Source organism: Rhizobium sp. BR 314 (assembly GCF_047445805.1).
Classification (GTDB): Bacteria; Pseudomonadota; Alphaproteobacteria; order Rhizobiales; family Rhizobiaceae; genus Rhizobium; species Rhizobium lusitanum_B.
This window is the reverse complement of record NZ_JARWLA010000003.1, coordinates 110528-132180: the sequence shown is the minus strand read 5'-3', so window position 1 is coordinate 132180 and position 21653 is coordinate 110528. Positions and strand designations below refer to the sequence as shown.

The window sequence follows — 21653 nt, the reverse complement described above, 5'->3', positions numbered from 1 at the left end:
ACAATCTTCACATACTAACACGAAACATTAACGAGTGTTTTATGTTGTTGAACTTTTCTGCCCAGTCCGAATGTTTTGGGTTCCGAGAATAGGATAGCCGCCTCACGCTTGTTTGAATGGCGCGCCGCGATGGGGACGAATAGGTTTAGACCGCTGGCGACACCAATCGCGCGACTTCGACCGGAAATCCCGCCGGCAAGCTCGATCATCGCAGCCGCCACACCTGAACAATGGCTTGACCCACAATTCATAGAGAGGCAATGCCTATGCATCGCAAACGTCTGATTACGGGCGCGCTGACGCTCACCATCGCAACACTTGCCGCCCTGCAAGGCGCCATTGCCGCGACCGAGCGCGTAAAGGTTCGCGGCACAGTGGAAAGCCTCGACGGCGACACACTCAAGGTCAAATCCAGAGACGGTAAGGACGTCACCGTCGCACTGAAGGCAGGGTGGAGCGTCGGCGGTATCGTTCAGGCCGCCGTCAGCGATGTCAAGCCCGGCGATTTCGTCGGCATCGCCTCGCAGCCGACCGATAGCGGCATCAATGGCGCCATCGAAGTCGTAATCTTTCCGGCCGCGATGAAGGGAATCGGCGAAGGCGACCGTCCCTGGGATTCGAAGCCCAACAGTTCCATGACCAACGCTACCGTCGCCAATGCCGTCACTTCGGTCAACGGTCCGACATTGACGCTCACCTACAAGGGCGGCGAGCGGAAGATCAACATTCCGAACGGCACACCCGTCGTGACGCTGACATCCGCCACGAAAGCTGACCTGAAACCCGGCGCCGGGGTCTTCATCATCGGGGAGCGAACCGACGATTCCAAAGTCTCCGCCGAACGCGTCGCCGTCGGCCTCAACGGCACCACGCCGCCGATGTGATTGGGCTTCCCGGTTCGACAACCTGATCGGCATTCAAATGAAAACAGGCGGACCGCAATGCTGCGATCCGCCTGTTTTTTCTTCATTACTGGACTGGCGAATGTTCAGAACGCCATCACTCCGCCGCCTGCACGTGCGGGCGATGATCGACCACTTCGTCCTCGTCATCCTCTTCCGGCTTTGGCTGTTTCCAGGCAATCAGGCGGTAGAACATTGGGATGAAGAAGGTGGCGATGAAGGTTGCGGCAAGCATCCCGCCGATGACGCCGGTGCCGATGGCATGACGGCTCGCCGAACCCGCGCCGCTGCTGATGGCGAGCGGCACGACGCCGAGAATGAAAGCGAGCGAGGTCATCACGATCGGGCGGAAGCGCAGCCGCGCCGCCTCGAGCGCCGCCTCGGCCGCACCCATGCCTTCCTTGCGTTTCAGCACTGCGAACTCGACGATCAGGATGGCGTTCTTTGCCGCTAGGCCGATCAGCGTCACCATGCCGATCTGGAAGTAGACGTCGTTGGTCAGCCCGCGCAGATAGGTGGCAAGCAGCGCACCGAACAGCGCGAAGGGGATCGCGGTGATGACGGCGAGCGGCAGGCTCCACTTTTCATACTGGGCAGCCAGGATCAGGAACACCATGATGATGCCGAAGACCATCGCCTGCGTTCCCGCGCCGCTGGTCTCCAGTTCCTGATAGGCCGAGCCCGTCCAGGCGATCTGGAATCCTTCCGGCAGGCTTTCGGCCGCCACCTGCTGCATGGCCTTGATCGCATCGCCGGACGTATAGCCCGGCGCCGGGTTGCCCGTGATCTTGGCGGCATTGAAGGCGTTGTAACGCTCGAGCTGGTCCGGCCCGATGACGCGCGACACCTTGATGAGCGTGTCGAGCGGGATCATCTTGCCGCTATCAGACCGCACGAAGACCTGGCGCAGATCCTCCGGCGATTCGCGGAACGGTGCCTCCGACTGCAGGTTCACCTGGTAGTTGCGGCCGTACAGCGTGAAGTCGTTCACGTAGAGACTGCCGAAGGTTGCCTGCATGGCGTCGAAGACCGAGTTGATCGGCACGCCGAGCGCCTTGGCCTTCTCGCGGTCGAGATCGGCACGGAACTGCGGAACGTTGGTGTCGAGCGTCGTGCGCACACCTGCAAGCTCCGGCCGCTTGGAGGCTGCCGCCACCAACTTCTGCGCCTGATCCGAAAGACCCGCAACGCCCTTGCCGCTACGATCCTGAAGATAGACTTCGAAGCCGCCCGTGGTCGAAAGGCCCATGATCGGCGGCGGGTTGAAGGCGAGCACCATGGCATCCTTGATGCCCATGTTGGCGCCGATGATCGGGCCTGCGAGATTGCGGGCATCGAGTTCCGGCGTCTTGCGCTCGCTCCAGTCCTTCAGCGTCACGAAGGCGACGCCAGCGCTGCTTTTCAAGCCACCCGACAGAAGGTCGAAGCCGGAGACCGCAAAGACATTTTCCACGCCTGGCAGCTTCTTGGTGTTGACCAGAGCCTCGTCCATCACGGCCTGCGTGCGCGTCAGCGAAGCAGCCGGCGGCAGGATGGCGATCTGGAACAATGCGCCTTGGTCTTCATCCGGCACCAGCGATCCCGGAAGCGTGTAGAAGAGATAGCCGGTGACGCCAAGCAGGCCGGCAACCAGCACGCAGCCGACGATGACGCGCTTCAGGAAGAAGGCGACACCAGCCGCATAGCCCGCAGTCAACCGGTCGAAAGCTCGGTTGAAGATACGGAACGGCAGGATCGGCTCATGATGACCGGGCTTCAGGATCAGCGCGCAGAGTGCCGGCGTCAGCGTCAGCGCCACGATACCGGACAGGGTCACCGAGATCGCGATGGTGACGGCGAACTGTTTGTACATCTGACCCGCCAGCCCGCCCATGAAGGAGACCGGGATGAACACGGCGCAGAGCACCAGCACGATGGCAATGACCGGGCCAGTGACTTCGCCCATCGCCTTGATTGCCGCCTTTTTCGGCGACAGCTTCTCCGTCGCCATCAGGCGCTCGACGTTTTCGAGCACGACGATGGCGTCATCCACCACGATACCGATCGCCAGCACCAGACCGAACAGCGTCAGGAGGTTGATCGAAAAGCCGAGCAGATACATGCCGGCAAAGGTGCCGACGATGGAGATCGGCACGGCGATGATCGGGATCAGCGTCGCCCGCCAGTTCTGCAGGAAGACGAAGACGACGATGACCACCAGAAGGATCGCCTCGATGAAGGTATGCACCACCTCTTCGATCGACACCTGAATGAACTTCGTCGTGTCGTAGGGAACCTCATAGGCAACGCCATGCGGGAACGACTTTTGCAGCTCGTCGAGGCGCGACTTGAGCGCCGCCATCGTATTCAAGGCGTTGGCGCCCGGCTGCAGGTAGACAGCGATCGGCACTGCGGGTGTGCCGTTGAGGCTGCTCTGTACCGAATAGCTCTTGGTGCCGAGCTCGATGCGCGCCACATCCTTTAGCCTGAGCGTTGCGGCATTGGCTGTCGAGCGAAGGATGATTTCGCCGAAAGCGCCGACGTCGGGCAGGCGCCCTTGCGTCGTCACGGTGTAGGTGAAGGCCTGCGGATTGTTGCTGGGCTGATCGCCGAAACGGCCGGCCGCAAACTGGGAGTTCTGCTCCCGGATTGCGGTCGCGACGTCACTCGGCGTCAGATTGTATTGCGCCAGCTTGTCCGGCCGCAGCCAGATACGCATCGAGTAGTCGACATCGCCGAGAAGGTTGACGTCGCCAATGCCGGGAATGCGCTTGAGGTCGTCGATGACATTCAGAAGCGCATAATTGCCGACATAGGTGCGGTCGTAGCGGCTATCGGTGGAATACATAGCCACGAAGCCGAGGATCGACGTCGAACGCTTTGTGACTACGACGCCCAATCGCGTTACGTCCTGCGGCAGCGTCGAGACTGCACGCTGAACGCGGTTGTTGACGTTGATCGCCGCCTGGTCCGGATCCGTGCCGAGCGCGAAGGTCACAGTGATCTGCATCGCGCCGCTGTTGGAGTTCGTTGACTGCATGTAGAGCATGTTTTCGACGCCGTTGATCTGCTGCTCCAGCGGAGCGGCAACGGTCTGCGCGACCGTCTCGGCGCTGGCGCCGGGATAGGTGGCGGTGACCACCACCTGCGGCGGCGTCAACTCGGGATATTGCGCGATCGGCAGGATCCTCAGGCAGACAGCGCCCGCAAGCAGGATGACGATCGAGATCACCGCCGCGAAAACGGGGCGGTCGATAAAGAATCGGTTGCCTAGCATCAGTTCTGCACCACCTTTTTCGCGTCCTTGGGCGTAGCGTCCGCTGTCGCCTGCACCGGTGCGCCGGGGCGTACCTTGATGATGCCCTCGGTGATCAGCTTGTCGCCAGCCTTGAGGCCTGACAGCACCAGCCAGCTGTTGCCGATTTTCTGGCCGAGCGTTACCGGGTTGATGTGAGCTTTGCCCTCCTGGTCAATCGTATAGACGAACTGGCCTTGCGGGCTCTGCATCAGCGCCACTTCGGGGATGGTGATGGCGTTGTCGAGCGAAACGCCGGTCACCCGCGCACGAACGAACTGGCCGGGCAACAGCCGGCGGCTGGAATTGTCGACCACGGCGCGCGCCTGCAACGTCCCCGTCGACACGTCGATGGTGGAGGAAGTGAAGTCGACGGCGCCGTCATGATCGTAGGTCGTGCCGTCACCGAAAGAAATCTTGACGCCCAGGTTGGGCGCCTCTCCCTTGGCCTTCTTCATGTCGATCAGGCGGCGTACTTCCGCAGCTTCTGAATCCGAGAAGGAGAAGTTGACGTAGACGGGATCGAGCTGCGTGATGCTGGTGAGCAGGCCGCTATCGCCGGTCGTGCCGATCAGGCTGCCTTCGGAAACCTGCTCCAGGCTGGTAATACCGCCAACGGGCGCCGTGACCTTGGTATAGTCGAGATTGAGCTGCGCCGTCTGAACCTGCGCCTGCGCTGCCGCAACCGCGGCTTCCGCCAGCTGACGCGTCGAAATCGCGTCGTCGCGAGCCTTCTGCGTGGCGGCATTCTGTCCGAAGAGATTGATGTTGCGCTTTTCCTCGCGCTGCGCCTGCTCAAGCTGTGCCTGCGCCTGCTGGAGCTGCGCCTTGGTCTGAGCAAGCGTGGCCTGATAGGACGCCGGGTCGATCAGGAACAGCACGTCGCCTGCCTTCACCTCGGCGCCTTCGACAAAGTTCCTTTTCAACAGGATACCGCCGACACGAGCGCGCACATCGACTTGCCTAAAGGCAGAGATGCGGGCAGCATATTCATAGGAGAGCGCCACGGCCTGGGGCTTGACCTCGATAGCCGTCACCTGCGGCGGCGGCATCTGACCGGCTTGCTGCGCGAGGGAGGAAGTTGCGCAGAAAAAGAGCAGTCCGGCGGCAACGAGACCGTTACGCAGAAGGGAGGATTTATACGTCGTCATGGAAAATTCACCGTGAGATTCGACATTTTTATTGCAGCGCAATATACAAACATTCATGAATGATTGTAAATATCAAATCGGCGCCGCTTTTATGGCTCATATCCGGACCCCCTGTGGTTTCGGATATTGAGATGTAAAATCAGACATATGAGTGAGACGATATGCCCCACCGTCTCACAGAAACTTCGAGGAGGAGCATGCGAAGAACAAAAGAAGATGCTGCCAAGACCCGAGAGGAGGTCTTGGCGGCCGCCGCCGACATTTTCTATGAAAACGGCGTCAGCGGCTCCAGCCTCGAAAAGATCGCGCAACGCGCCGGCGTAACCCGCGGTGCGATCTATTGGCATTTCAAGGACAAGGCCGAGGTCCTGACGGCGCTGCACAGCGAAATCCGTCTGCCGCAGGAAACCATCGTCGACTATGCAATCGAGCATGGTCACGACGATCCGCTCGGGCTGATCGAGCAGGGCACGGTCCAGGTTCTGGAGAATCTCGCCAAGGACGAACATCTGCAGCAGGTATTCGCCATCATGATTCTCGGGTGCGAATTCACCAAACATCGCTCCGACGCCGCTCAGAGAATCGTCACTGCCAATCAGCAAATGTTCGGCAAGCTGGAGCGACTGATCGAGATGGCCGACCAAAAAAAGACGCTAGCACCGCTATGGACGCCCGATGCCGCCGCCCGCGCTATTCAGTGTTCCATGAACGGTCTGCTTGCCGAATGGCTTAGGTCGAACAAATCCTTCCCTTTGGTCGATATAGGTGAGCGGCTGATCCGCAGCTTGGTCGGCTCCATGCGGCTGAAAGGCCATAGCAGCTAGCTGCCAGCATGCCGCCTGGCTTCGGCCAGCGAGATGTCCGACTTGATCTCCCGCGTCGACATTGACGTTACGGTGTGCCGTACGCCGGGAAGTCTGTTGAGTTCCTGCCGCAGCAGTCGATCGAGCGCTGCCATGTCGGTAGCCAGGATATGCAGGAGATAGTCAGCCTCGCCCGTCGTCGCGTGGCAGCGCCAGATCAGCGGATGGCGACGCACGGCGGCCTCGAAGACATCGAAGCGCTCGACATCGATCGAGACTTGCACGAAGGCCTCGAGGCCGAAGCCGAGCCGCGACGGATCGAGAAGCGCCCTGTACCCCCGAATTACGCCCGCCTCCTCCAACGCCTTCACCCGCTTCCAGCACGGCGTCTTGCTGAGCCCCACGAGATCGGCAAGCGCCGCAAACGAGATGCGGGCATCGGCCTCCAGCGCGGCAATGATCTTGTGATCGAGCGCATCCAGCTCCATCGTTCTCTCCATTCGCCATAGGGGAGTCAATCGTACTCCCATTCCGCAATTATGAATTACAAATAGGAACAATGTTCAAGGCAAATTGCTTATCCTTGAGAAAAGCAAACATGCTTGTCGGCCAAAGGCCGGAACAAAGGGAACGAAGATGCAGAAGCAAGACTACTACGCCCGCATCGAGGCGCCTGACATGCTCGACTACGGCGTCTATCTGCAATGCGACAAACTCCTCGCCTGTCAGAAGCCGTTGAACGGCATGGTCAACGGCGACGAACTGCAATTCCAGATCGTTCATCAGGTGGAAGAACTCTGGATGAAGCTAATGGCCTATTCGCTGGTCGATGTCATCGGCTTCATGGAAGAGCGCAACACCCATCGCGTCGTGACCCTGATGGGCCGCGTGCACAAGATCATGCGCATGATGACGGCCCAACTCGATCTTCTGGAAACCATGTCGCCGAAGGAATATCAGCAGATCCGCCTGCAGCTCGGAAACGGCAGCGGCCAGGAATCGCCGGGCTTCAAGTTCCTGCTGCGCATGCCGCCCGATCTCTGGAACGCCTTCAAGGCAAATTACCTCGATGCGCCCGGCCTGACGATAACAGATATCTATGATGGCAAGTACGATCATGGCGACAGCTACGTGGTTGCCGAAGCGCTGGTGGAATATGACGAGCTGTTTCAAAAATTCCGCGCCAACCACATGTATCTGATCCAGCGTTCCATCGGGCTCGGTTCGAAATCCCTAAAGGGACGCCCGGTCGAGCTGTTGCAGGCAGGCGCCCGCCACCGCTTTTTCCCCGAGCTCTGGGATATTCGCCACGAAATGACCGATAGTTGGGGCAACCAATACGGCGTGGTGCGCGATTCCATTTCGAAGCACGACGCCGCCGAATAGGTACTGACCGAATATCGCCTTCCGTTGTCTTGCTCGAGATAACGGAAGGCTTCTGTTATATGGCGGCAGCCCCGCCAGCGGCGTCCGCACTATTGGCGTGATGACGTCCTCAGGTGGTACTAGCTCCTGCCAGCCGAGCTTATCGCCGCTCTCAGGCCACCCACTCCTCCCACCCATTCCAACAGTATTCTCCCCTGATCGCAGTCGCGCATCGGGACGTTCACGTGCTCCCATTCACCTCCGGTATCGCCCGACACAATCGAATGCGGAGATCCACGGAGCGCCATCATTCTCATCGGCAGGAAATGCGGCCGGCCCGGTGATTTTTCATCCAAAAAAAGCAAGAACAAAATAATATAGCATATTGCATGACTTTATTATCCTGCGTAACTCTTTAGCCAGTTCACACCTCAATTCTCCCGGAGACGTCATGACACCAATGCAGGAAGCCGCCGCGCAGGAACGCGCATGGAAATTCGCCGATGCCGGGGACAGCGTTCGCCCCAGCCTTCCTGAGGTCAACGCCACGATTAGAGTGCCGCATGGCGGCAGCTGGATACGGCGTCTGCTCGCCTTCATCGGACCGGGCTACATGATCTCCGTCGGCTATATGGATCCCGGCAATTGGGCGACGGACCTCGCGGGCGGCGCGCAGTTCGGCTACACACTTCTTGCCGTCATTATGCTGTCCAACCTGATGGCGATCCTGCTGCAGGCGCTGTCGGCAAGGCTCGGCATCGTCACCGGCCGCGATCTCGCCCAGGCTTGCCGCGATCATTATCCGCGACCGGTCAATCTGGCTCTCTGGTTTGTCTGCGAACTCGCGATCATCGCCTGCGACCTTGCCGAGGTCATCGGCACGGCGATCGCCCTACAACTGCTTTTCGGAATTCCGCTGATCGCCGGCGCGCTCATCACGGCGCTCGACACGTTCCTGCTGCTGCTTTTGATGAACAAGGGCTTTCGCTATCTCGAAGCCTTCGTGATTGCGCTGCTGATCGTCATCGCCAGCTGCTTTGCCGTGCAGATCGCCGCGGCCGCACCGCCGGTCGCCGCCATTCTCGACGGCTTCATCCCTTCTCCTGAGATCGTCGCCAATCCCGCGATGCTCTACATCGCCATGGGCATCATCGGCGCGACCGTCATGCCGCATAACCTCTACCTGCATTCCTCGATCGTGCAGACCCGCGCCTACAAGCGCGACGACGAAGGCCGCCGCGACGCCATCAAATGGGCGACGATCGACAGCACTGTGGCGCTAATGCTGGCGCTGTTCGTCAATGCCGCGATCCTGATCGTTGCGGCCGCAGCCTTCCACAATAGTGGTCACTCTGATGTCGCCGAAATCGACCAGGCCTACGAGCTGCTTTCGCCGCTACTCGGCCTCGGCATCGCCTCCACCCTCTTTGCGATCGCGCTACTCGCATCCGGCCTCAATTCGACCGTAACTGCGACGCTTGCGGGCCAGATTGTGATGGAAGGCTTCCTCCGCCTGCGCATTCCGCACTGGGCAAGACGACTTTTAACGCGCGGTCTTGCAATTATTCCGGTTGTATTTGTGACTGCAATTTATGGTGAAAAAGGCACGGCGAATCTACTCGTTCTCAGCCAGGTCATCTTATCCATGCAACTGCCCTTCGCAGTCATTCCGCTCGTCCAGTTCGTGACGAATCGCGAAAAAATGGGCAGTTTCGTCGCCTCCAGGAGCGTTGCAGTCCTCTCCTGGCTGGTTGCGGCAATCATCCTTGCGCTGAACTTCAAGCTGCTCTACGACACCATCTTCAGTTGACGAATCACTAGGAACGCGCGAATCTGGACCTGTGGACGATCACGGCAATTAACAGACTCGTAATATTTGCCTAGATTTTGCCATCATTTGCCCTAGTTTGGGCCCACCGCAATCTGCAGGGTTCCTCACTTCATGGCCGAAAGTCCATTGCGCGTTCAATTTCCTGCAGAAGCTGCAATTCAGGCGCGGCCTCATCACGATTTTCATATTCCTTTTCTGCCTCGTTCCGCGCATCTGCGCCATCTGATCGCCATCGGTTTGGCGGGCACCGCGTCCTGCGGCCTGCTCGCCACCGTGCTCTATCCGCTCTTGGCGCGTCATGGCATCGAACAGGCGGTGCCCGTGCGCACTGCCCAGCTGGTGCAGTCTCAACCCGCAATGCACAAAAGCACCCGCCTCGCCGCCAAGCAGCGTTTCGATGGCGCGCGCTTCGCGCAGGTGGCGGAGAAGGTCTCGAGCGGCGAAACCCGCATCTTCACCTATCACCGCACGACCCTGGTGTTTAAGTCCGACGACTCCACAAACGCTCGCGCCAGCGCCGGCCCCATTAATGCTTCCTACAGCCAGGAGCGCCCTCGGGAGATTGCCTTCGCTCCGACCACGCTGTCGGATATGCGCCACGGCATCTATCCACAAGCCACGCATTACGACGCGGTGCGCCGCTCACGTTTCCCGGTTCGCGGCGTGCCGCTGAACGTCAGCGTTTCGCGGGCAACGACCGGAGAGCCAGGCCGCGAATTCCGCCGGCTCGTCTCCATGCCGAAGGACAAGCAGGACCTTCAGGATATTCTGGCATCTGCCGGTTTGGGTAGCGATGCCGGCGACGAGCTGCAGCGCGCACTGGAAACCGATGCGATTTCCCCCGGCGACAGCCTGGAACTGCTGCTGGAAAAGAAGAGCCCCGGCGCTCGACCCAAGCTGGTCATGGCTCGCCTGAGCGGCGACAAGACGCCGGAACGGGTCGTTGCCCGCGACGACGCGGACAGCTTCGTTCCGATGGCCAATGACCGGCTGTTTTCGACGCTCTATAGCGAAAGCCAGGCCGACGCGCCGGCATCTTCGGAAATCGCCGCCGTCGATCTCAAGAATATCGACGATAGCGATGAGGCAACGGTCGCCGCGAAGCTCGAGAGAGCGGGGCTGACCAAGGAATGCGCTTCGCAGCTCGTCAAGCTCGCCAAAGCCAAGGGCATTTCCCTTACCAGCATCGAAGACGCGCCTGACAGCGTCGACTTGCTCTTCCGCAAGGCGGAGGATGGCAAGAGCGAATTGATGTTCATCGAATTCCATGCCGATGGCGATACGCATCGCTTCTATCTGCATAAGAACGGTGGCGAAGGCCCGTCGGAATTTTATGACGAAGGCGGCCATTCGATCGCCAAATCGCTGGTGCATCGCCCCGTGCCGAACGGTACGCTCGGCGACGGCTTTGCCTGGCGCGTCCACCCCATTCTCGGCGTGAAGAAATTCCACAACGGCGTAGACTTCCGCGCGCCGATGGGCAGCCCGATCCAGGCCGCTGGCGACGGCATCGTCGAAAAGATCTCCTGGGAAACCGGCTACGGCAAATATGTCCGCATTCGCCACGATGGCGGCTACGAGACCACCTATGCCCATATTTCGGCAACGCCGTCGGATCTGCGCGTCGGTCAGCGCGTCAGCCAGGGCCAGGTCATCGCCTATGTCGGCTCGACAGGCTATTCGACAGGCCCACACCTTTACTACGAACTGCGCGTCAACGGCCGCTATGAAAACCCGCTGACGGCGCAACTGCCGGCCGGCACCAATCTGACCGGCAAGTCGCTCGACAGCCTGCGCTCGCAGGTCAGCCACGTCGAAAACATCATGAGCTATCTCGATGTTCCGGCAGCGCGTAGCGCTCCGTCGCAGCCCTTTGTCAGCTTCGGACAAGGGGCAAGCCTGGGCCCGAGTTTCGGACCGAACCACTTCGGCGCCCCGTCGCGGTAAGGCTGCTTAGAACCTCCATCCATATATGCGCATCCCTCACCCGTGCAGGCGGCAATGGCGCCTTGATACCGAATGCGGTAACACTCCTCCGGTAGGGACAGAGAGAAGGTGCCGTCGCCTGCCATGTGGCGGGTTGCCGGGTGTATTCATGCGGGAGCCCGCAAGGAGCAGAGATTGGCGCGCAAGCCATTGCCGGAACACAAGGATACGGCACCGAACCACAGCCGGCGCCCTCGTGCCGATGCGCGCCGCAACCATGACCGGTTGATCGAGGTTGCCGCTCAGGCCTTTGCTAGCCACGGCACTGCCGCCTCGCTTGAGGATATCGCCCGGCAAGCCGATGTCGGGATCGGGACGCTCTACCGCCATTTCCCCAGCCGGGAACATCTGGTCGAAGCCGTCTATCGTCACGAAGTCGAAGCGCTCTGCGATGCCGCGGAAGAGCTCGCGTCCCGGCTCGCGCCCGATCATGCGCTAGAAGAATGGATGCATCGCTTCGTCGGATACATCGCCACGAAACGCGGCATGGCCGACAGCCTTCGCATCCTCCTCAACAGCAATTCCAAGCTCTTTGCCGATAGCTACGGCAAAGTGCCGGTGGCACTTTCCGGCCTGATTGAGCGGGCCGTGGATGCAGGCTCGATCCGCACCGATGTCGACAGCACCGATGTGCTGCACGCACTCTCGGGCACCTATTCCATGCCCAACTCGCCGGAATGGCACGATCGCGCCCGCCGGCTCGTAGGGCTGTTGATGGACGGGTTGCGCTGGCGGGCGCCGAAGACGGATTCGCACTAGAGCCCTGATAATCGCCGCCAGGCTTCCTATATCCCTTTTCGAACGCAGATTGTTAGGCACCGATGCGGCGTCATCTGCATTTGTCTGACCCTTCACCCAAGAGGCTCATGATGTCGGAAAAGCCCGTCAAGATTCCCGGTCCGGATCATCCCATCACCATCGACCGGAAAGATGCGCATGTCACCGTTTCCGTCGCCGGCAAGGTGATCGCCGATACGCGCAACGCATTATCGCTCAAGGAAGCGTCCTATCCCGCAGTGATCTACATTCCCCGAGAGGATGTCGACCTGACATCGCTGCAGAAGACCAGCCACGAGACCTACTGCCCCTACAAGGGCGAATGCTCTTATTACAGCATCCCGGCCGGCGGCGAGCGCTCGGTGAACGCCATCTGGAGCTATGAAAATCCCTATGCCTCCGTCAGCCAGATCAAGGAATACATGGCCTTCTATCCGGATCGAGTCGACGCCATCGACATCGTTACCTAAAGAGCTAGGCCACTTGAGGCGTCGAAGACGTAAACCTGCTCGGGGCTGACTGAAACATTCAGCGGTTGGCCATAGCGCACCGGCGCTTCGCCATCGACAACGGCCGTCACCTGCTCGCCGGCAAGGTCGAACAACACATGCGTCTGCGCGCCGGTCGGCTCCACAAGCAGCGTCTGGCCGCTGAGCGGCGAACCGCCATTGGCAAGGCTCAGATGCTCGGGCCTCAGACCGATCTTCACGCTCTGGCCCGCCTTTACCTTGCGCTCGTCGGCAATCCGCACCGGCGTACTGTCCTTCAGCCGCACGGTAGGTGCGCCTTCGACGCCTTCCACCACGCCATCGAGGAAATTCATGGCCGGTGAACCGATGAAGCCGGCGACGAAGAGATTGGCCGGCTTGCGGTAGAGCTCGATCGGCGTGCCCTCCTGCTCGATCCGCCCCTGGTTCAGCACGACAATACGGTCGGCAAGCGTCATGGCCTCGATCTGGTCGTGGGTCACATAGATCGAAGTGGTCTGTACCTTCTGATGCAGCGCCTTGATTTCGGAGCGCATCTGCACGCGCAGCTTCGCATCGAGATTGGAGAGCGGCTCGTCGAACAGGAAGACGGCAGGATTGCGCACGATGGCGCGGCCCATGGCGACGCGCTGGCGCTGACCGCCGGAAAGCTGCGCCGGCTTGCGGTCGAGCAGCTTGGTGAGATCGAGCATGCGTGCGGCTTCATTGACCCGCTGCTCGATTGCCTGCTTCGTCTCGCCGGAGAGCTTCAGGTTGAAGCCCATATTCTCCGCGACCGTCATGTGCGGATAGAGCGCGTAGGACTGAAAGACCATGGCGATGTTCCGCTCGCGTGGCGTCATGGCGTTGACCACCTGTCCGCCGATCGACACGTCGCCATCGGTGATTTCCTCCAATCCTGCGATCATGCGCAGCAGCGTGGACTTGCCGCAGCCGGAAGGGCCGACGAGCGCGATGAACTCGCCATCCTCGATCGAAAGCGAGATATCGTGGATGACGGTGAGCGCCCCATAGGCCTTATGGATGTTGTGCAGTTCGACGGATGCCATGCTCTTTTGCTCCAGTAAGGCTCAGGATTTCACGGCGCCGGCGGTGAGGCCGGCAATGATGTGCTTCTGCGCCAGGAAGAAGACGATGATGGTGGGCAGGATGGTGAGCGTGATAAAAGCGAGCACCAACTCCCATTCCGTGCCGAATTCGCCGCTATAGACCATCATGCCGAGCGGCCAGGGATAGATCGAATCCGAATTCAGCATGATCAGCGGCAGAATGTAGCTGTTCCAACTGCCGACGAAGGAGATGATGCTGACGGTCGCGATGATCGGCCGCGAAAGCGGCAACGAGATATGCCAGAAGAAGCGGATATAGCCGCAGCCATCGACAAAGGCGGCCTGGAACAATTCTTCCGGAAGGTTTCGAAAATAATTTCGGAAGAGCAGGATACTCATACCGAGACCGAAAGCCACCTGCGGCAGCACCACGCCCCAATAGGTATTGAGCAAGCCGAGATCGCGGATGCGGATGAAGAGCGGCAGGATGGCGGTGGCCGCCGGAAACATCAGACCGATCAGGAAGTAGTTCAGCAGGAAGTTCGAGCCGAAGAATTTCACATGCGCGAAGGCGAAGGCTGCCATGGCCGAGACCGACAGCGTTAGAAACACGGTGAGTACGGCGATGATCAACGAATTCATCATCTGCCGCCAATAGCGGTCGCCAAAGAGAATGCTGGTGTAATTCTCGAAATGCCACTCGGCCGGCAGGCCGAAGGGATTGGTGCGGAGATCACCGAGCGTCTTGAAGCCACCGAGCGCGGTCGTCAAAAGCGGGATCAGCACGATGGCGGCAATGATGGTCAGCGACACATAGAGATAGATCTTCGTGCCGGTGGTCAGTCGAACGGATGAGGCCATATCAGTCATTGCGCATAAAGATCCGTTTGTAGCCGAAGGCGAGGGTGACGCAGATCACGAACAGCACGACGCCGACGGCGCTGCCGAGGCCGACCTGCATGCGGGTGACGCCGAAATTGTAGAGGAAGGTCACCATCGTCTGGGTTGAGTTGAACGGGCCACCGCCCGTGAGCGGCATGATCATGTCGAAGAGCTGCAGCGATCCGACAACCGCGAAGAAAACGGAGAGACGCAGCGTCGAACCGAGCAGCGGCAGCGTCACGTAGCGGAATTTTTGCCAGCCGGTGGCGCCGTCAATCTCGGCCGCCTCCAGCACGCTCTTGTCCAGCGACTGCATGCCAGCGATGAACAGCATCATGTGAAAGCCGAAATATTTCCAGACGATCACGCCGAGCACGGCGTACATCGCCAGATCCTTGTCGGCGAGCACGTAAGGGGTAGGGGTGCCGAGGAAATGCGCGAGCGCAGCAAACAGGCCATAATCGCCATCATAGACGAAGCGCCAGATGAGGCCTGCCGCCACTTCGGCCAGCACGTAAGGCAGGAAGAAAATCAGCCGGAAAAGCACGACGCCGCGAATACGGTTTGCCAGCATGGTCGCCAGCCAGATGGCAAGCGGCACCTGGATGGCGATCGACACCAGAATGATCAGCGCATTGTTCTTTAGCGACGTCAGGAAGGCATCGTTCTTGAAGAGAACCTGGAAATTGCGCAGGCCTACAAACTCCGTCGGCAGGCCGTAGCCGTTCCAGCGATAAAGGCTGTACCAGGCGGCTTCCCCCATCGGTAGGATGACGAAGATGGTGAAAAGCAGAACGGCCGGCGGTAGGAACAGCAGGATAACCGGCATACGGCCGCGCGCGGCCGGCGATTTTCGCTTTGCAGCGGGCCTTGCTCTTGCGACGGAGGGGATAGCGGTCGTAGCGCTGACATCGGTCATGGGCGGTCTCGACGATTGCAGTTCAAAGAAAAACCGGCGCCGGCACAAGGGAGTGGCCGGCGCCGGATGCCGCTAGAGCTGGTCCTGTTCGAAGGCGTCCTGGACCTGCTGTGCGCCATCCTTCGGCGTGATCTGGCCGGAGGCGATACCGACGGAAATGTCGTTGACGACGCGGCCAACCGACGGACCGAGATCCTGGTCGAAGAAGTTCTGATGCCAGGTCGAATGCGCCAGCTGATCGGCGGCTCCACGCATCAGCGGCGACTTGATGCCATCCTGCGCGCCATCAGCGACAGGAATGATCAAACCGGCCTGTGCGATGGTGCGCTCATTCTCGGAATTCGTCAGATAGGCAAGGAAATCGAGGGTCTCAGGCGGGGCCTTCTTGGTAACGGCCCAACCGTTCAGACCGCCGAGCGTATCTGTAGGAGCGCCGGCGCCGCCTGTTACGGCCGGGAAGGCGAAGCGGCCGATATTGTCGTCCGAGAGGCCCTTGCCATCGCCGGAATTGACGCGCTGCGTAGCTACGGTCGTCTCGAAGCTGAGGATCATTGCAGCCTTGCCATCGCCGAAGACACCAAGCGTCTGCGGCCATGTGGCGCCGAGATAGCCGGGCTGGAACGGATCGAGTTTACCGAGTTCGGCCAGCTGCTCGCCGGCCTTGATGATGGCCGGATCGTTGAAGCCTTTGCCCTTGCCGTTCTTGGCATCGTTGAACACCTGCTGGCCGCCGTCGCGCATGACGAGGTAGCTCCAGTAGAAGTGGATCGGCCACTTCTCGCCGCCGCCGCCCGCGATCGGCACGATGCCGGCTGCCTTGATCTTTTTGACCGCGTTCAGATAGTCGTCCCAGGTCTTGATGGCGTCGGCATCGACACCGGCCTTGGCGAAGAGGGCCTTGTTATAGAAGAAGGAAACGGTGCCCATCTGATAGGGCACGGCGCTGATCTTGCCATCGAAGGTCAGGCCCTTGATCGCGGCCTGATTGTAGCTCTTCTTCCAGGCGCCGTCTTTGGCATCCATGGCTGAGGTCAGGTCGAGCAGTGTGCCGGTCTGCTGCTGCTGCTTCAGCACGCCGCCGCCCCAGCTGTAGAACAGATCCGGAGCGTCCTTCGATTGCAGAAGCGTCGGCAGCTTGGCCTTGAAGGCCTCGTTGGCCAGGAACTGCATCTCGATCTTCGTGCCGGGATGCTTGGCCTGATATTCGTCGGCGATCTTGCGCCAGATGGCGACGTAAGCCGGATTGGCCTCAAGATGCAGCCACTTCACGGTGGTCTCGGCGGCAGCGCTCGTGACGCCGGCCAGAATCGCCAGCCCGCTCGTCGCGGCAATAGCGGCAATGCGAAGGGCTTTCGCCCCACGTAGATGGATCATGATTTTCTCCTCCCAAGGGAACCAAGAACCTCAATATTTTTTCCCTTATGCGGAATAATTCAGCGGAGCTTTGGCGAAATGTCAACCGCCACATCCAAATTTTTGGCAGATTGACTGCAAAATGGCTTGACATTGGGCAACGACCATAGGTTATTTAATTCGCATTCCGATAAAAATACCAGGCCGCAGCCGAGCGGGTTCGTCATTCGGCACCAATCTCATGAAAACAGCAGATCCCGAGCTTATGCGGGCGATAAACCGCTTCAATGTGCTGGATACCATCCGGCGAGCGGGCTCCATCGCACGTATCGAAATCAGCGACCGCACCCAGCTTTCGACCACCACAGTGTCGGCTATCACAGCTTCGCTGCTGGACGACGGGCTGATACTGGCCCGCACCGAAGGCGACCTGCGTGAAGCGGCGACCCGCGGCCGCCCCCGCGTCATGCTGGAGCTTAATCCCGATGCCGCGCGCGTCGTCGGCGCGAAAATCGCCGCCAACCGCATGGTCTTCGTCGTGACGGACTTTTGCGGCGAGGTTCTGTCCACGCTGACGCTGGCACTGCGCGTCGACCGGCAACCGATCGGCGTCATTGCCGATCTTATCGAGGATGGCGTGCGCCGCTGCGTCGTCGATGCCAACCTAGCTCTCGACGAGATCGATTCCGTCTGTCTCGGCCTGCCCGGCGTCATCGAACACCGCACCGGCCATATCCGCACCAGCCCGATCTTCCGCGAGACAGGCATCGATTTCGCCAAGGAAATGTCGGAGCGGCTCGGCGTCACCACCATCGTCGAAAGCGACGCACACGCGATCACGCTCGCGCATCATTGGTTCGGTCAGGCCAGAGACCTCGACGACATGGTGCTGGTGTCGCTGGAGCAGACTCTGGGGCTTGGCGTGCTGCATGGCGGCCAGCTCTTTCGCGGTGCCGGTGGCCTCAGCCACAATCTCGGCGATCTCGTGCTCGGCATGGGTCCGCAGGGCATCATCCGACTGGCGAGTCTCGCCGGCGAAAGCGCCATTCTTGGCGACCAGCCGAGCGGCCGCTTCGCCGAAGCCATCCGCCTCGGCCGCGGAATGGCCCACGCCAAGACGCTGATCGATGCCGAAGACAACACATTGATCGGCTCGGCCATCCGCGCCGGCGAGGCCTGCGGCATGGCACTTGCCAATATCGTCACGCTGTTTGCCCCGCCGCGCGTAATTCTAGTGGGCTCGAGCCTGGCGCTCGGCCAGCCCTTCCTCGACAGCCTGCGGGAGGCCTATTCGCTAGCCATCCCGCCATCGATCAAGGGCGTGACGGAACTGGTGTTCGACCAGTCGACCGACGAGACCTGGGCACAGGGCGCCGCGGTCGTCGCGCTGCGCGAACTCTACGAATCGCCGTGGGGAACGACGGGGCCAGCGCCGGCCCTTTGATCCCCGGAGCAATGCCAGGAAAACTGCGCAGCGGTTTTCCGTTCGGAATTGCGTCGAAACAACAGGATGGAGCAGCTCAGCGTTTCCGTGAGGCACTGAACCGCTCCGGTACAGCAAAGACAATGCATTCGGAGGAAATCTATGAACAAGGTCGGCATCGGCATTATCGGCTGCGGAAACATTTCCGGCGCCTATCTCACCGCCATGAAATCCTTTCCCATTCTCGACATCAAAGGTGTCGCCGACCTCAATCGCGAACTCGCTGAGGCGAAAGCCGCCGAATTCGGCCTGGAAGCGGTTGATATAGTCTCCCTGTTGGCCGATCCCTCGATCGAGATCATCGTCAACCTCACCATTCCGAAGGCGCACGTCGCCGTCGGTCTTCAGGCATTGGACGCCGGCAAACACACCTATTCGGAAAAGCCGCTCGGCATCAATTTCGCCGAAGGCAAGAAGCTTGCCGATGCGGCAGCCGCCAAGGGTCTGCGCATCGGCGCAGCACCCGATACTTTCCTCGGCGGCGGCCACCAGACAGCCCGCGCCCTCATCGACGAAGGCGCGATTGGCATCCCGGTCGGCGGCACAGCTACCTTTATGTGCCCCGGCCACGAGCGCTGGCATCCGAATCCGGCTTTCTATTACGAAGTCGGCGGCGGCCCGATGCTCGATATGGGTCCCTACTACATCACCGACCTCGTCAATCTGCTCGGCCCCGTCTCCCAGGTCGCCGGCTTTGCGGTGACGCCGCGCAAGGAGCGCATCATCACCAGCGAGCCGCGCAACGGCGAGCACATTCCCGTGCATGTGCCGACGCATGTTGCCGGCGTCATGGCCTTTGCCAATGGCGCCGTCGTCCAGATCGGCATGAGTTTCGATGTCGCCGGCCACAAGCATGTGCCGCTCGAAGTCTACGGCACTGAAGGCACGCTGATCGTGCCCGACCCCAACCGGTTCGGCGGCCCGGTGGAGTTCCTCAAGAAGGGTGGCGAATTTGCCGAGCGTGAGATCACCGCCCCCTATGCCGACGGCAATTACCGCTCGCTCGGCGTCGCCGACATGGCGCACGCCATCCGCTCCAACCGTCCGCACCGCGCCAACGGCAGCCTCGCGCTGCATGTGCTCGAAGTCATGGAAGCCTTCCAGACCGCCTCCGACAGCGGGCGCACGGTCACCATCACGACGCAAACCGAGCGTCCCGCCCCTCTGTCCGAATCCCTAGTGGATGGGCAGATCGGCCGCTAACAAAGTAATTTCAGGAGGATCATCATGCGTGAAGCACTTATCGTCTGGGGCGGCTGGAGCGGCCACGAGCCGCAGGAATGCGCCCATATCATCCGCGACATGCTGGAGGAGGACGGCTTCAAGGTCTACCTCGAAAACAGCACCGAGGCCTTCGCCGATCCTTCGATCCACGACCTCAGCCTGATCGTGCCGATCGTCACCATGTCGAAGATCGAGAAGGAAGAGGTGAAGAACCTTGCCGATGCGATCGAAAGCGGCGTCGGCATCGCCGGCTATCACGGCGGCGCGGGCGACTCGTTCCGCGAAAGCGTCGAATATCAGTTCATCATCGGCGGCCAGTGGGTCGCCCATCCCGGCAATATCATCGACTACAAGGTCAAAATCACGCGGCCGGACGACCCGATCATGGAGGGGATCACCGATTTCCCCTACACGTCGGAGCAATATTACATGCATGTCGACCCGTCGAACGAGGTGCTGGCCACCACGACCTTCACCGGCGACCATGCCTACTGGATCGACGGCGTCGTCATGCCGGTTGCCTGGAAGCGCAAATACGGCAAGGGCCGCGTCTTCTATTCATCGCTCGGCCACCAGGCCAAGGAATTCGCCGTGCCGCAGATGAAGACCATCTTCCGCCGCGGCGCCAACTGGGCCGCGCGGTAAAGATTGAGAAGCTGACGGCGCAATTTAAGAGGGGGCGCTAGTGCCCCCTCAAGTGAGAAAACTGGATCGACTCCCACTCAGCTCTTCTTGAGCTTCAGCTTCGCCTTACCTTCATCCACCAGCTTCTGCGCGGCTTCCGCGACGGTGATCTTGCCGAAGGCAAGCTGATCGGCAACGGGCCGCATCACATTGCCGTCGAATTCCTGAGACCCCATCGGGGCAGGCGGCGGATAATCGCCCACCTGGTCTTTCAGCAGCTCGACATATTTCACCGTCAATTGCTCCGTCGGATTGAGCTGCGGCAGGATCGCTGCGCGTACGCTCGGAGACATCGGCACGCCACGCTCGACGCCGAGAATCTTGCCGGCCTCGATGTCATTGACGAAGAAATCGATGAATTTCGCCGCCGCTTCGCCGTTCTTGCTCGTGGCGCCGACGCTCCAGATCAATGCCGGACGATAGTAGTGACCGGAAGGGCCATCCTTCTTTTCGCGCGGCAACATGGTGATCGCCAGCTTGCTCTTGACCACGAGCTGATAGCCGACGAGCTGGTTGGAATAGGCCATGCCCATGGCGGACTTGCCGAGCGCCAGGCAGTTGCTTTCGATGACGTTTTGATCGAGCGTCTGCACATCCGGCGGCACCGTGCCGCCGCGCTTGCGCAGCTCTTCCCAGTAGGAATACCATTCCTTGGCGTCATCGACGCCGAAGCCGAGCTCACCTTCCTTGGTGAAGAGGCTTTTGCCACGCTGGCGCATCCACGCGTCGAGCACATAGTTATAACGCGCGCCGTAGGGACCGCCCCAATAGGCCCGCTTGCCGGCGGCCTTGGTCATCTCGACGGCGAGATCGGCATATTCAGCCCAGGTCGTCGTCGGACCGGGCGGCGTCAGCCCCGTTTTCTTGAAGATCTCCTCGTCGTAAAGGAGCGTGAATGAGTTGAGGCCGAGGCCGACGCCATAGAGCTTGTCGTTGACCGTCGTCAGCTTCAGCATGTCCTTGCCGAACGTATTGACCTTCAACGTCGAGGGCACGAACTGATCGAGCGGAAGGCAGGCGCCGCGCTGCGAATAATCCGAAATGGTGCTCGGCTCGAGCTGGAAGATATCGGCAATATTCTGGCTTGCCATACTTGTCGCGAGCTTGGCCCAATAGCCGTCGCCGCCGAGACTTTCACCGACGACGGAAAGATCGGGATTCTTGCTGTGAAACAGTTCGGCAACCGCGACAGTGCGCTTGCCGCGATCGGGCGAGCCCCACCACATGGCGCGTAGCTGCGTGGCATCAGCAAATGCCGGCAACGCTCCTCCCCCGAAGGCGAGGCCAGCCGCGGTTCCCGCAGCTCCAATCATGAATGAACGGCGATTCATGCGCATGAGATTCCTCCTTCTCTTGCGTTGTCATCCACGGCGATCTCCCCGACGCCTCTGCGGATGTAGTGCGGCGAAGATATGCAACTTCATTGCATCATGCAATAAAAAATCTTTCTATTGCAAATTTGCATGATTTTGCATAACCTTT

General features: G+C 60.3%; 18 protein-coding genes. 10 read left to right on the top strand and 8 right to left on the bottom strand.

Features of this window, described 5'->3' with window-relative positions:
• Nucleotides 1-266 precede the first annotated feature (266 nt).
• The gene (locus QD461_RS05525; RefSeq protein WP_414086811.1) at nucleotides 267-884 is read left to right on the top strand and encodes a hypothetical protein; all 618 of its coding nucleotides are present in this window, start codon (nucleotides 267-269) and stop codon (nucleotides 882-884) included.
• Nucleotides 885-999: 115 nt separating this feature from the next.
• On the opposite strand, the gene QD461_RS05520 is transcribed toward QD461_RS05525, so the two are convergent.
• Nucleotides 1000-4158 (bottom strand): efflux RND transporter permease subunit, encoded by a 3159-nt coding sequence (locus QD461_RS05520; RefSeq protein WP_414086810.1) that lies wholly within the window; start codon nucleotides 4156-4158, stop codon nucleotides 1000-1002.
• Nucleotides 4158-5327 (bottom strand): efflux RND transporter periplasmic adaptor subunit, encoded by a 1170-nt coding sequence (locus QD461_RS05515; protein WP_414086809.1) that lies wholly within the window; start codon nucleotides 5325-5327, stop codon nucleotides 4158-4160. Before QD461_RS05515 ends, QD461_RS05520 begins: the two co-directional genes overlap by 1 nt.
• A gap of 197 nt (nucleotides 5328-5524) precedes the next feature.
• On the opposite strand from QD461_RS05515, the gene QD461_RS05510 reads away from it, so the two are divergent.
• On the top strand, nucleotides 5525-6151 hold the full coding sequence (locus QD461_RS05510; protein ID WP_414086808.1) for a TetR family transcriptional regulator: 627 nt from the start codon (nucleotides 5525-5527) through the stop codon (nucleotides 6149-6151).
• Here QD461_RS05510 and QD461_RS05505 read toward each other — a convergent pair.
• Nucleotides 6148-6618 (bottom strand): Lrp/AsnC family transcriptional regulator, encoded by a 471-nt coding sequence (locus tag QD461_RS05505; RefSeq protein ID WP_414086807.1) that lies wholly within the window; start codon nucleotides 6616-6618, stop codon nucleotides 6148-6150. The two genes, QD461_RS05510 and QD461_RS05505, sit on opposite strands and share 4 nt — an antisense overlap.
• A gap of 148 nt (nucleotides 6619-6766) precedes the next feature.
• On the opposite strand from QD461_RS05505, the gene QD461_RS05500 reads away from it, so the two are divergent.
• The 5 genes from QD461_RS05500 to QD461_RS05480 all read left to right on the top strand — a co-directional run bounded on the left by QD461_RS05500 (nucleotide 6767) and on the right by QD461_RS05480 (nucleotide 12559).
• A complete protein-coding gene (locus tag QD461_RS05500; protein ID WP_414086806.1) occupies nucleotides 6767-7516 on the top strand; it encodes a tryptophan 2,3-dioxygenase family protein in 750 nt (249 codons plus the stop codon).
• A 439-nt stretch (nucleotides 7517-7955) separates the two neighbouring features.
• Nucleotides 7956-9305, top strand: coding sequence for an Nramp family divalent metal transporter (locus QD461_RS05495; RefSeq protein WP_414087072.1), 1350 nt, complete (start codon nucleotides 7956-7958; stop codon nucleotides 9303-9305).
• 132 nt (nucleotides 9306-9437) lie between these two features.
• Complete coding sequence (locus QD461_RS05490; RefSeq protein WP_414086805.1) at nucleotides 9438-11273, top strand: M23 family metallopeptidase; 1836 nt, start codon at nucleotides 9438-9440, stop codon at nucleotides 11271-11273.
• Nucleotides 11274-11447: 174 nt separating this feature from the next.
• On the top strand, nucleotides 11448-12071 hold the full coding sequence (locus QD461_RS05485) for a TetR/AcrR family transcriptional regulator (protein ID WP_414086804.1): 624 nt from the start codon (nucleotides 11448-11450) through the stop codon (nucleotides 12069-12071).
• Between the two features lie 110 nt (nucleotides 12072-12181).
• A complete protein-coding gene (locus tag QD461_RS05480; protein ID WP_414087071.1) occupies nucleotides 12182-12559 on the top strand; it encodes a DUF427 domain-containing protein in 378 nt (125 codons plus the stop codon).
• Here QD461_RS05480 and QD461_RS05475 read toward each other — a convergent pair.
• The 4 genes from QD461_RS05475 to QD461_RS05460 form a co-directional block, all read right to left on the bottom strand.
• Nucleotides 12556-13626 carry an ABC transporter ATP-binding protein gene (locus QD461_RS05475; protein WP_414086803.1) on the bottom strand — a complete coding sequence of 357 codons (1071 nt, stop codon included), beginning with the start codon at nucleotides 13624-13626 and terminating at the stop codon, nucleotides 12556-12558. The two genes, QD461_RS05480 and QD461_RS05475, sit on opposite strands and share 4 nt — an antisense overlap.
• 21 nt (nucleotides 13627-13647) lie before the next feature.
• Nucleotides 13648-14496 (bottom strand): carbohydrate ABC transporter permease, encoded by an 849-nt coding sequence (locus tag QD461_RS05470; RefSeq protein WP_414086802.1) that lies wholly within the window; start codon nucleotides 14494-14496, stop codon nucleotides 13648-13650.
• Nucleotides 14489-15427 (bottom strand): carbohydrate ABC transporter permease, encoded by a 939-nt coding sequence (locus QD461_RS05465; protein WP_414086801.1) that lies wholly within the window; start codon nucleotides 15425-15427, stop codon nucleotides 14489-14491. Before QD461_RS05465 ends, QD461_RS05470 begins: the two co-directional genes overlap by 8 nt.
• 72 nt (nucleotides 15428-15499) lie before the next feature.
• Complete coding sequence (locus QD461_RS05460; RefSeq protein ID WP_414086800.1) at nucleotides 15500-16801, bottom strand: ABC transporter substrate-binding protein; 1302 nt, start codon at nucleotides 16799-16801, stop codon at nucleotides 15500-15502.
• Nucleotides 16802-17021: 220 nt separating this feature from the next.
• Here QD461_RS05460 and QD461_RS05455 point away from each other — a divergent pair, with 220 nt between their 5' ends.
• The 3 genes from QD461_RS05455 (at nucleotide 17022) to QD461_RS05445 (ending at nucleotide 20132) form a co-directional block, all read left to right on the top strand.
• Complete coding sequence (locus QD461_RS05455) at nucleotides 17022-18224, top strand: ROK family protein (protein ID WP_414086799.1); 1203 nt, start codon at nucleotides 17022-17024, stop codon at nucleotides 18222-18224.
• 141 nt (nucleotides 18225-18365) lie between these two features.
• Nucleotides 18366-19466, top strand: coding sequence for a Gfo/Idh/MocA family protein (locus tag QD461_RS05450; protein ID WP_414086798.1), 1101 nt, complete (start codon nucleotides 18366-18368; stop codon nucleotides 19464-19466).
• A gap of 24 nt (nucleotides 19467-19490) precedes the next feature.
• Nucleotides 19491-20132, top strand: a complete 642-nt coding sequence (locus QD461_RS05445) for a ThuA domain-containing protein (RefSeq protein ID WP_414086797.1) — start codon at nucleotides 19491-19493, stop codon at nucleotides 20130-20132.
• Between the two features lie 77 nt (nucleotides 20133-20209).
• Here QD461_RS05445 and QD461_RS05440 read toward each other — a convergent pair whose 3' ends face one another.
• The gene (locus QD461_RS05440; protein ID WP_414086796.1) at nucleotides 20210-21508 is read right to left on the bottom strand and encodes an ABC transporter substrate-binding protein; all 1299 of its coding nucleotides are present in this window, start codon (nucleotides 21506-21508) and stop codon (nucleotides 20210-20212) included.
• Nucleotides 21509-21653 lie beyond the last annotated feature (145 nt).